Source organism: Pseudomonadota bacterium (assembly GCA_027624955.1).
Lineage (GTDB): Bacteria > Pseudomonadota > Alphaproteobacteria > UBA828 > UBA828 > PTKB01.
Genome location: JAQBTG010000012.1, coordinates 22,309 through 33,997 on the forward strand (window position 1 = coordinate 22,309; position 11,689 = coordinate 33,997).

An 11,689-nucleotide genomic window follows, 5' to 3' on the forward strand; every position below is an offset into this window, starting at 1 on the left:
GCAAGTCTCAGCCGTCGCCGGGTCGAACGATGGGCGCATTAACTTACTCAGCCACCGCAGCCAATTGTTCACGAAAAACTGATACCAAAGAGTCTTTCGGAACTAGGCCGGGAATGCCGAGGCGGTTGTCGATCACAAAGGTTGGCACCGAATTTATTTGCAGTCTGTCACGGCCGAGACTTAGTTGTTGTTCGCATTCCTGGCTGTGCAAGCGGTTGTCCAGCGCGACACGGAAGATCTCCCTGTCCAAGCCAATTTCCGCCGCGCAATCGCTCAGCACGTCGACGTTTCCGATATCCAGTTCGTCTTGAAAAAAGGCAGTGAACATACGGTGATTATAAGCAGCGGCTTTGCCTTGATCGCGCGCCTCGAGCGCGCCTTCGAAGGCAAGCCGCGTGTAGGGCTGGGGTGACACGCGCGGCAGCACGATACGGACGCCCATGCGCTCTGCCATAGGGTAAATCGATTGACGCCAGCCGCTTTGCAGGTAATCGCCCTCGGGTTCCAACGTCGGCGTGGGATAGGGGCGCAATTCAAATGGCATCCACTCGACTTCGACTGCGCCCTCAAGCTCCGCCACGGCTTCATTGAGCGGGCCTTCCGCAAGGAAGCAATACGGGCAGACGTAATCGGAAAAAACTTGGACCTTGAGTGGCATTTCAAACGACCTGTCTCATGGCGCTTTCAAGGATATCGGTTGCTTGGTCAATCTGGCTTTCGCTTGTCGTCACAGGCGGCACGAAGCGCACGACGTTGCCATGGGCGCCGCGCACCGAAAATAGTAGGCCCTGCTGGATACAGAGGCGGAAAATTTCGTTGGCTTCGTCAGCCGCCGGCTCCTTTGTGGCGCGGTCGCGGACAAGCTCAATACCTTGGAGGCAGCCGCGCCCGCGTACGTCGCCGATCAACTCATAACGTTGTTGCAAATCGCGCATGCGTGCCTGCCAATAGGTGCCGATGGCTGCGGCTCGGGCAGCGACATCTTCTTCGAGGATAACTTCAAGGCTGGCCAAGCCGGCCGTGCAGCCAATCGGGTCAGAGGAGTGGGAATGGCCGAACGAGAGGCCACCTGCCAGCGCCTTTTGCTCTATTTCGTCGGTGGTCACCATGGCGCTGATTGCCAGCCCGCCACCAAAATGCTTCGAGAGAGTAATGATATCAGGCATGACGCCGCATTGCTGATAAGCGTACATATCTCCGAGTTTGCCCAGGCCAGTTTGCGCTTCATCAAATATCAACAACGCGCCACGCGCTTCAAGGCGCTCCTTCAGGGCGCGCAAATATCCGCTCGGCAGCTCAATAACCCCGCCTGCGCTCACCACCGGCTCGACGATGATGGCGGCCAGGTTGCCAGCGCATTGCCGGTCGAGAGTGTCGAACGAAATATCAAGCAGCGGGACCCACCAATCCTCCCGCTCGCTTTCGAACGGCGAACGGTAGGCATAAGGTGTGGGAATGGCATATAGATCGGGTATCGTCGGTCCATGGTTGGGCGCGGCCGCGATGTAGCTCATGGCGCGCGACACATCGGTGTAGCCATGAAAGCTGAGATGCAGTGCGGCGATTGCGCTCTTCCCGGTAGCCCGGCGCGCAAACAGGATTGCGGCTTCGTTAGAATCGGCGCCAGATTGAATGAATAACGAGCGCCTGAGCGGCGCATCTAGTGTTTCCGCAAGTTTTTTGGCCAGCCGCACCTGCGGTTCATTGTAATAGACTGAAGACGCGTGGGTCAGTTGTGTGAGTCCTTGCTGCACAGCCTCGGTCACACGCGAATTGTTGTGCCCAAGCCAGGAGCACATTTGACCGGAATTGAAGTCGAGATAGGACTTCCCATCTCGGTCCCAAACCTGACTGTCTTGGGCGCGCACAAAAACCGGCCCGTCCGCCGCTGCGACGACGTCCGATAACAGAGAACTACGGATCAAATAGTCTTCGCCGGTCTGGCGTAGTTGTTCGCTGTCCATGATGCGTTACTCCCTACGCGCTGCTCCCACCCAGTGTAGGGGACCGCGCCGGAGCCTGCCTGTCAATTTTAGTTTATTGCAGAACCCAGGACGCGTTGTAAGAGAGCTTTGCGGCGCCCGGCACCATTTCCGCGGATGAACCGAGCGCGCAGCGACCTGCATCCAAATTGTCGTACCAAGTCTGGAAGTCGAGGAGCTGTGCCGGATTCATAACGCACGCAGATTGATTGAAGGGATGGCCGAGGTGGAGGAGAAGATGGCCGATTTCATGTGCCAAATAGGCGCCGGCCAGTCGCGCGGCATGCTCCTCATCGTAGCGCGCACCGCCGCGTAACTGGACAATCGGAACATAATCATTGGTAAACGGAAATGTGCTGAGGAAGGCGTATGTGTGAAAAGGGCCGTCCCGGCTGTAGCTGGTCGTGCCGACTGTGATTCCGCCGCGCAGCGCGGAATGCACATCCATGCCGTAATATTCGGCACTCGCCACCAATTGGTTGGTGATGACGATATCGTAGGGCAGGGCGCCATGCGCCAGCGTATCCCAATATGTCCACTCGTTATAGACCGAATCGTTTATCACGGCTTGCCGATCAATCGCCGGCAAGATGCGCCAGACATTGAGCCGACTCAGCAGCGTTTCGGTCAATGCTTCGGCAAAACCCTCGGCGGTCAAGCTTCGCGGTGCCTTAGCCAAATGGGGCGCGGCAAAGGCAAATATTTCTTCTAATTGGCTATCGTTGATTTGCAGTCTTTCAAGCAGATCCGCCACAAGTTGCTCGCGTTTTCCACCGTCGCCTTTGAAATCAAATATCCATTCCAGAACGTCATCGTCAGCGAAGTTCGGGCGCAGGGCGAACAGTTCTGAAATGCTAATTTTTTTCGGTTGGTCGAACATTAATTCAATTCCGAAATGATCCAGCGTAACCTGCCGCGCTGCAGCGAGAAGAATATCGAGCTGTGTATCTGACATGTTCGAAAAGCGAGGATTGTTGGCGTAAACCACTCGAAGCGCAGCTTTGTTCCCGACTATTTGTGGGCGTGGTACGGGATACCAAATCTCTTCGGCGCGACTGGCATTTGCCGCGATGAGCCATGACGATGCCGAAATCGCGGCCAAAAACGTCAGCCCCGCAAATAATGCAATTGATCGAAAATTTACCATTTGGGCACTATATCTCGTTGTCAAATGAGCCACGCATACCCTATACATGAATAGGTTTGTAAGGGTGCGCGCATGGCCAAGGCATTGGATCTATTTGATTACGCGACAAGCGAGGCGACGGATATGACCGTCGATACAAAAGACAAATCTTCCAAAAATGGCGAACAACCGTCTCCACGCCGGTCGCGCAAGCAGCCCAAGATAACGGTCTCCAAGGACAATGTAAACGGCGATTACACTGCCAACGATATTGAAGTTCTCGAAGGTTTGGAACCGGTGCGCCGGCGCCCGGGCATGTATGTCGGTGGTACGGACTTGCACGCGCTGCATCACTTGCTCGCGGAAGTGCTTGATAATTCCATGGATGAGGCGATCGCCGGTCACGCCACATGGATCGAATTGGCGCTGAATGCGGATGGCACGGCCTGCGTAAGTGACAACGGCCGGGGCATCCCGGTGGACCCGCATCCGAAATTCAAAAATAAGTCGGCTCTGGAAGTCATTTTGACGACGCTGCATTCGGGCGGGAAGTTCGGCGGCAAGGTATATGCGACCTCCGGCGGGTTGCATGGCGTCGGCCTGTCGGTCGTGAATGCCCTCTCAGATGACCTCATCGTTGAGGTGGCGCGCGACAAAAATCTCTGGCGCCAAACCTATTCACGGGGGGTAGCGAAGGACAAGCTGACGCATAAAGGAGAGGTCAGCAACCGCCGCGGAACATCGATCACCTTCCATCCGGACCCAGAGATATTCGGCAGCGATATCGGATTTCGGCCGGCCACGGTTTATCGCATGGCGCGCGGCAAAGCCTATTTGTTCCGTGGCGTAGAAATTCGCTGGTCCTGTGCGCCAGAATTGCGTGAGCCTAAATCCGATGTACCAGAAAAAGACGTTCTGCATTTTCCACATGGCTTGAGCGATTTTCTGGCTGCGGAACTCGGTAAACGAACGACCGCAACTCAGCGGCCATTTTTTGGCGAAGCCAAACTCAACGGCGATTCCGGGCGGGTCGAATGGGCGATTGCGTGGCCTGAGGACGAAGACGGATTTTTTTCTTCACATTGCAACACAGTCGCTACTCCCGGTGGTGGCACGCATGAGGCCGGCCTGCGCTCGGGCTTGCTGCGCGGGCTGAAGGCTTACGGCGAATTGACAGCAAATCGACGCGCCCAACAATTGAGTGCTGAGGATGTGACGGGCGCGGCCTGCATCGTGCTTTCAGTATTTTTGAAAGACCCACAATTTCAGGGGCAAACCAAAGACAAACTGACAAACGCGGAGGCCAGCCGCTTAGTTGAAGTAGCCATGCGTGATCATTTTGACCACTGGTTGTCGGCTGATCCGGCCGCGGCCAATTTGCTTTTGGCATATGCGTTGGAGCGGGCGGAAGAGCGCTTGCGCCGGCGAAAGGAAAAGGAGGTCAAACGCAAAACGGCAACACGTAAGGCGAGGCTTCCGGGAAAACTTGCCGATTGCAGCGACAAAACGGCAGAGGGGACGGAAATATTTCTTGTTGAGGGCGATTCCGCCGGAGGTTCTGCCAAACAAGCGCGCGATCGGAAAACCCAAGCAATCCTGCCGTTGCGCGGTAAGATCCTCAATGTTGCCAGCGCCAGTAGCGACAAACTGAACGCCAATCAGGAATTGAACGATATCGTCCAGGCGCTTGGCTGTGGCACACGCGCGCGATACGACGAAAAAGCATTGCGCTATGAACGCGTCGTCATCATGACCGATGCCGATGTCGATGGCGCGCATATCGCCTCACTCTTGATGACCTATTTTTATCGTGAAATGCACGAACTGATCACCAACGGACATCTTTTCCTCGCGCAGCCACCGCTCTATCGCCTGTCTCAAGGCAACAAGACGGCTTACGCCCGCGACGACCAACACCGGGATGAATTGTTGCAGGATGAATTCAGTGGACGCGGGAAGGTCGAGATCAGCCGCTTCAAGGGATTGGGTGAGATGCCAGCGGCGCAGCTTCGTGAAACCACAATGGACCGCACACGGCGAACTTTGTTGAAGGTGTCTATTCCGAACGGCGAGGAAAAGAACACCGCGCGCCGCGTCGAGGAACTGATGGGACGAAAACCCGAGACCCGTTTTGCATTTATCCGCGAACATGCAGGTTTTGTTTCCGACCTCGATATTTGACCCGGCGACCAATGCTATCTTCATTGGCAAGGTGATAAAGCGAGAACGGGTTGGCTTTTAAGGGTGATATGCGGTAATGCTTGCCGCCCCGCATTTTGGCTGGGCCTTGCAAGTGAGTTCAAAGACGCTGCGAACGAAATCCAATGCTTTTTCAAGCATTCTCCCAAATAATCGATCCGAATATTTGTCGGTCTATTGCATTGCAAGGCAAGGCAAGGCGGGTAAATTGCGCTTAATTTTAGGCCGAGACGGTCGGAGCGTTGAGCAACGGTGACAGAACAACCAATCAGTTTTGCCGATTTGGGCCTGAGTCCGGAACTGCTGAAGGCGGTCGCGGATGCTGGCTACGAAAATCCGTCTCCGATTCAGGAAAAATCGATTCCGTTGGTCCTTATGGGGCGGGATTTATTGGGCTGCGCGCAAACCGGGACGGGAAAAACTGCCGCTTTTTCCTTGCCCATCATCGATATCCTGGCGCAAGGCATTGCGCGGGCGCGCATGCCTCGGGCCCTGATCATCTCACCGACCCGGGAATTGGCGCAGCAAATTTCTGAAAATTTCACCACCTACAACAAGTTTCACAAACTCAGCCAAGCAGTTCTGATAGGCGGCGAATCCATGCCGGACCAGGAACGAACTTTGTCAAAGCACCCGGATGTGATCATCGCCACGCCGGGCCGCTTGATCGATATGGCTGACCGCGGCAAGGTGATGCTCGGCGGCATCAAGATATTGGTTATCGACGAGGCCGATCGCATGCTCGACATGGGATTTATTCCCGACGTCACGCGCATAGTGGAAATGTTGCCACGTATTCGCCAGACACTCTTATTTTCCGCGACACTTGGCGCCGAAATTCGCGCTTTGGCCGAAGCATTTCTGATCAACCCGAAAGAAGTTACCGTAGCTCCTCCGGCTTCAATCGCTAAAGGCGTTACTCACACCATGATATCGGTGCCCAAACTCCCGAAAGACAAGCGCGCGGCACTGCGCCAAGTGATGGCGCTTGAAGACGTGCAGAGCGCGTTGGTCTTTTGCAATCGCAAGAAAGATATAACTGTCTTGCGAAATTCTCTGCGTCGGCACGGGTTTGAAGCGGAAGAATTACATGGTGACATGGCGCAGCATCGCCGCACGGAAACGCTTGCCGCCTATAAGAAGGGAGACATCAAGCTGTTGATCTGTAGCGATGTCGCTGGGCGAGGGCTCGACATACAGGGTGTTTCACACGTCTTTAATTTTGATGTCCCGAACAATGCCGAATCCTATGTACATAGAATTGGCCGAACCGGGCGCGCCGGTCGCGAAGGCAGGGCCATTACTTTGGTGACCTCGGAAGACGCCAAATATGTAGATGCCATCTTCAAGCTTATCCGAGTTAATATTCCTATTCTCCCGCTAAACGCTATCGGCACTCAGGCGCCAGCCTTGGCCGCGGTTGAGACCGCCGTTGAGATTCCGATTGAGACTTCAGTTGAGACTTCAGTTGAGACCTCAGTTGAAACCTTAGTTGAGACCCCAGTTGCGACCCCAAAGGAAACTCTGCCGGCGGCCGAAAAGATCGCGCGCAAGGCGACGGAAAGCCGAAACAGGACACGGGGCCGCCGAACAGGAGGACGCACCGGAATAGAGGACAAAGGTTCGACGGAAAAGCCAGAACCTATTGCCTCGGACAATGATGCAAGGCGCCGGCGCCCGAGAGGTACTGAGCAGCGTGCCGGAGGATACGGCCGTGCGGAAAGCGGAGATGATGACAAAGTGATCGGGATGGGGGATCATTTCCCCGACTTCTTACGTGAGCCGTCCAAGCCAAAGCCTGGAGGTAGGGGTTGAAAGCTATCTTCGTGATGGTGAAGTGTGAATTAGGTCGGGCCTATGAGGTCGCCGACCTCGCCATCGAATCGATCGAACAAATCTCGGAAATTTACTCGACATCGGGACAATATGATCTGCTCATCAAGTCCTATCTTGGTGAGGATCAGGACATCGGCCATTTCGTTACGGAAAAAATTCAGACCCTTGAGGGCGTCCGTGACACGTTTACCATCATTACCTTCAAGGCTTTTTCGTAAGCCGTTTTAGAATGGATGGACCGGCTCTCTAGGGAGAGAGCCGGCCCGAAGTGATCCACTCGGCGGCGCGTTAGGCCGCCTTAGTTTCCAGCTGCGCCGCGCTGCCAATTTCAATTTTGCGCGGCTTTTTCTCTTCCGGCACCTCGCGCGCGAGAACGATGGTGAGCAACCCATCCTCAAGGCCCGCATTTACCACTTTGATATAGTCCGCCAACTGGAAGCGCCGCTCAAAGGCGCGTTTGGCGATACCCTGGTAAAGCAAACCCTTGTTATCATTTTCCGCTTGTTTGTGAGCCCGTCCGGTCACGGACAAGGTATTTTCGTGCACGACGACATCGACGTCATCTGCCCTGAATCCGGCGACAGCCATGGTGACTCGGTAATCATCCTCGCCGCTTTGCTCTATATTGTAGGGCGGATAGGAAATGTCGCTATCGGCATATTGAGCCGAATTGTTGAGCATACGGGTGACGCGGTCAAAGCCGACGGCTGTGCGAAACAGGGGAGAGAGGTCATAAGCTGAACGCATTGGATATCCTCCATTGAGCAATATCTTGGCGGGCCACTATGGCGCTTTGGACGAGCCATATTGGCCCCGCCTGTTAAAAGCAGCCCCATCATGGCGACTGCCTGAGTAGAATGTGGGGAGTTTTTAGCGTCGTTCAAGATGTGTCGAAGTCAGTTATCAGGGCCAATAATCGTTCGACATATCGGGCCGCTATTTTTCTGGCCAGACCGTAATGGCGCTCTGCAAAAGGTCTCTCCGCTAGGTACGGTATGCGGTACGGTCCCAGATTCAGTTCTACCGTATGCGAAAATCCCGGTATGCCAACGCTGGGCGCAAATCCGACCGTGGGATACACGCTTCGAGAGGAGATTCCCTGAGGAATGACTTCATCGTGGCATGGGGCTAGGTAAACAGGGTCAGCACGCCGGTATAGGTGTAAAGGCGTCCGTGAGATATTTCGCCATTGCAGAAAAAACCCACCAAGGGCACGTCACCCAACTCGCGCTCGATTATTTTTAGTTCTTGCGACGCGTTGCCGAACATATTGGGACCGCGCGCCAAGCAGGAAAAATAAATACCGCCCTTCGGTGTCGTTGCCGTCCGTTTCTTTAAATCGGACAGCATGCGCACGAGATCGGCCTCAGCCGCTTGCGCGTCGCGGCGGCAAAATTGCACCGATTGTCCGGTTTCGACGATTTCGCCGATGGCCACGAGCTGCCGCTCAACGTCGATTCCCGTAAGATTTCGAACCAGATAGTCGCCAGTATCGGAATTTGCGATGGGCAGGGCAGCAAAAATATATCCCGCGACGCGCTGCAGGTCGCGCGACAGGAGGTCGCCGACATCCTCCTTGAAAACTTCGAGTGCAGGGCGACCGTCCAGTTCGATGAGGACATTTTCTTCGCATGCCGTTATCTGATGGCGGGGCGCGATCGGCATGCAACTTTGGCTGAGGGCGGTGACGATGGGAACATCTTCAGCCAGCAAGACGCCCGATACCCCACCGTCGCACACATTACCGGAGATCTGTGAAAGCTCGCCACGGGAAGACGTCAGTCCGCCGACAAGAAATCCGTTCAATTGGTCAGCAAGCCCCGCGATGATCTCGGGAATTTCGCTATTGCGTGGGTCGCCATGTACGACCGCAAATCTGCTTTGCCGGGATTTAGCCCAACTGGCAATCGCGGGCGGCAAGGTATCCGGGCGGTTCAGCGAGTCCAGCAAGCGAAACCCATCTTGCGGCAATTCGGCCACCAGCACGGCCAATGCAGGTTGGTTAAAATATTCATGGCCGGTCGCGCATATGCCCATGCCGACGCTGCCGACCCAATCGGCGATGGCCGTCTTCTTGCGCAACAGAGCAAGAATGTTTTTCGCATCACCGGACAAACTGTCGGTCATGTAAATTAGGCCCAGATTTTCAAATCCAGGGCGATTTTCCAAGCCGCTCAATTCCGCAATGCACTGCTCGGTGATCGTTTTCCAATCCGTGCCGGAAGCATGGGCGAGTGTGAACCTATCCATCGAACAGCGTCAACTCCTTCGCCAAATTTGATGACTGTGTATTGGCGAGATAACACATTCAGGCGTCTGCCAAGAATTGTCCGAGCCAGGAAGCGGCGCGAAGGACGGTTGCATCATCGCCACCCCGGCCGACTAATTGAACGCCGAGCGGTAAGCCGTTGGCGCCGGCCAGGCCCGGCACATTGACTGCGGGCACACCGAGCGTTGTCCAGGCGAGGGTGAGGAGGCGGCTCCCCGTATTGTCCAAACCAAGCGGCGCTTCGCCCGGCGCGGGTGCCGTAATTGCGGCGTCGAAATCGGCCATGACCTCTGTGAATGCCATTCGCATGGCGTAAATCCGCGCCCGCATGTGCAGGTAATCGTCAGCGCCAATGCTTCGTCCTTTTACCAGCCTAGCGCGCAGCATCTCTGAAAGCATCGGACCACCACGTTGCATGAGTGGCCACATATTGTGCCCAATTTCTGCAAACATAACGATCTGATGCGCCTCGACGATATCGTCAAAATTTTTGCCCATGTCGCGTGGTTCGGCGCCGAGCTCAGCTGCCAGTTTTTCGTAGCGCGCCGCACAATCGGGTTCCATCTCACCCCATGTCGGGCCGCGCAGGAAGGCGAGGCGCGGGCGCGCAAGCTGCCCTTTGAGCGCCGCGCTGAGCCGTGTCGGTGCTTGCCCTTGAGCATAGGGGTCGCTGCCGTCATCCCCAGACATCACATCTATCGCCAGCGCTAAATCGTTCGGCGAATTAGCGAAGGCGCCGACATGGTCCAGCGTTTCAGAGAGTTTCAGCACGCCGGTGCAGGGAATGGTCCCGAGACTTGGCATCATCGCCCAGACGCCACAAAAGGCGGCCGGGCGAATAATCGACCCGGCCGTTTGCGTCCCGAGCGCCAGTGGCACCATGCCGGCCGCGACCGCCGCGGCCGACCCGCTCGAGGAGCCGCCCGGGGTGCGCCCTAAATCATGTGGGTTCCGTGTGCCGCGCGAAGCGCCGCAGGCGCATTCCGTGGTGACGGTTTTGCCAAGGATAACGGCTCCGGCCAGTCGCAACCGCGTCACCACCGTCGCATCCGCCGCCGGCATCCGGCCGCGGTCAGCTTCTGTGCCGTTTTCGCTCGGCTGGTCGCAGGTATCAATAATATCTTTGACCCCGACCGGGACGCCGGCCAAGGCGCCACCTAAGGCATCCCCCACGCCATACACTGGGCCCGCCTGGTCGATAGCACCCGCCTGGCTCGCCGCAAGATCCCAGTCCAAATGCCGCCATGCCCCGATTTGCCGCTCGTTGGCGGAGATCCGGGTTTTGGCGTCTTGCACCTGCTGCTCTGCACTTGAAGCGCCCGATCTGACTTCGGCGGCTGTTTCCGCCGCGCTCATGCAGGAATGCCGGGCTATGGTACTTTTCTTCATATCGATCTTAACTTTGAATGTGCGGGATTATTAAGTGAGCCTAGTGCGTGCGTCCGTCGGCGGTAAACTGAAAAAGTCCGGTGGCGGCGAATTATCTATGGCATCCGTTGCTGTGAAATCGGTGTAGGGTTCTGCTCCGGTTCGTAAAAGTCGGGCGCGAATGACCTCAGAACATTTTCAGTTCGGCACTGACATCGAAGCGTTGGCGCGCCTGGTTCCTCTCCAGGGCCGGCGCTTTGTCCATGTCGGGTGTGGCGATGGCGCGCTCTCGTTTGCGTTGGCGAAGCGTGGGGCGTCTATGTTGGGTGTTGAGAGCGATCCGGAACGGGCGCGGGAAAATCGTGCCTTGGGCAGCGTTCAGGGGGTGACTCTCGCCGAAGGCTACGCACAAAACCTGCCGCAAAACGACGGCACAGTTGACGGCGTGATTATGTTGGATTTTCTGAGCCGTGTGGATGCAGTTGATATGGATGACTGCCTGACGGAGGCGTGCCGCGTTTTAAAAGAAAATGATGGGCTTCTTTATGTCGGTGACAATGATTCGAGCGGTTTTTACGATGACATGGTGCGCATGTTTTATGACAACAGCGCCGAGCGGACATGGGCGCTGGATGCGTTGCGACGGTTGCCGCATGATGTCGCCTCCTCAGTGCGCGAAATTCACTATGTCTTAAAGCGCCAATTTACTGATTTCGAAAGCTTCGCCGGTAGTTTCTTGGCCCTCAACGAAACTCGGTTAATGATCGAGAACATGAATAGTGCGCACGTCAGGACCGTGTTCGAGCAGGGCCGCAAAGGAAATATTTTCGAGTTTGAGCAGGCTAGGCGTGTCAATCTTTACCGCACTGGTACTTTTGCGCCCGTCGGCGCTTGATTGCGGGTTCACAT

10 protein-coding genes are annotated in these 11,689 nt (G+C 56.0%); 4 read left to right on the forward strand and 6 right to left on the reverse strand.

The annotated features are described in order from the left end of the window. Window positions 1–43 precede the first annotated feature (43 nt). The 3 genes from O3A94_06490 to O3A94_06500 form a co-directional block, all read right to left on the reverse strand. A complete protein-coding gene (locus tag O3A94_06490; protein MDA1355902.1) occupies window positions 44–658 on the reverse strand; it encodes a DsbA family oxidoreductase in 615 nt (204 codons plus the stop codon). A gap of 1 nt (window position 659) precedes the next feature. Next, entirely contained in the window at window positions 660–1,964 is a 1,305-nt protein-coding gene (locus O3A94_06495; GenBank protein ID MDA1355903.1) for an aspartate aminotransferase family protein, read from the reverse strand. A gap of 73 nt (window positions 1,965–2,037) precedes the next feature. Then, the gene (locus O3A94_06500) at window positions 2,038–2,937 is read right to left on the reverse strand and encodes a hypothetical protein (protein MDA1355904.1); all 900 of its coding nucleotides are present in this window, start codon (window positions 2,935–2,937) and stop codon (window positions 2,038–2,040) included. Between the two features lie 264 nt (window positions 2,938–3,201). Here O3A94_06500 and parE point away from each other — a divergent pair, with 264 nt between their 5' ends. The 3 genes from parE to O3A94_06515 all read left to right on the forward strand — a co-directional run bounded on the left by parE (window position 3,202) and on the right by O3A94_06515 (window position 7,361). Then, window positions 3,202–5,289, forward strand: a complete 2,088-nt coding sequence (gene parE / locus O3A94_06505) for a DNA topoisomerase IV subunit B (protein MDA1355905.1) — start codon at window positions 3,202–3,204, stop codon at window positions 5,287–5,289. 270 nt (window positions 5,290–5,559) lie between these two features. Next, window positions 5,560–7,122 carry a DEAD/DEAH box helicase gene (locus O3A94_06510; GenBank protein ID MDA1355906.1) on the forward strand — a complete coding sequence of 521 codons (1,563 nt, stop codon included), beginning with the start codon at window positions 5,560–5,562 and terminating at the stop codon, window positions 7,120–7,122. Then, window positions 7,119–7,361, forward strand: a complete 243-nt coding sequence (locus O3A94_06515) for an Lrp/AsnC ligand binding domain-containing protein (protein ID MDA1355907.1) — start codon at window positions 7,119–7,121, stop codon at window positions 7,359–7,361. Before O3A94_06510 ends, O3A94_06515 begins: the two co-directional genes overlap by 4 nt. 70 nt (window positions 7,362–7,431) lie before the next feature. Here the strand turns inward: O3A94_06515 and O3A94_06520 are convergent, their stop codons facing one another. The 3 genes from O3A94_06520 to O3A94_06530 all read right to left on the reverse strand — a co-directional run bounded on the left by O3A94_06520 (window position 7,432) and on the right by O3A94_06530 (window position 10,768). Next, complete coding sequence (locus O3A94_06520) at window positions 7,432–7,890, reverse strand: Hsp20 family protein (GenBank protein ID MDA1355908.1); 459 nt, start codon at window positions 7,888–7,890, stop codon at window positions 7,432–7,434. A gap of 381 nt (window positions 7,891–8,271) precedes the next feature. Next, window positions 8,272–9,393, reverse strand: coding sequence for an FIST C-terminal domain-containing protein (locus tag O3A94_06525; protein ID MDA1355909.1), 1,122 nt, complete (start codon window positions 9,391–9,393; stop codon window positions 8,272–8,274). 58 nt (window positions 9,394–9,451) lie between these two features. Further along, window positions 9,452–10,768, reverse strand: a complete 1,317-nt coding sequence (locus O3A94_06530) for an amidase (GenBank protein ID MDA1355910.1) — start codon at window positions 10,766–10,768, stop codon at window positions 9,452–9,454. Between the two features lie 193 nt (window positions 10,769–10,961). Here O3A94_06530 and O3A94_06535 point away from each other — a divergent pair, with 193 nt between their 5' ends. Then, on the forward strand, window positions 10,962–11,675 hold the full coding sequence (locus O3A94_06535) for a class I SAM-dependent methyltransferase (protein ID MDA1355911.1): 714 nt from the start codon (window positions 10,962–10,964) through the stop codon (window positions 11,673–11,675). The last annotated feature ends 14 nt before the right edge of the window (window positions 11,676–11,689 follow it).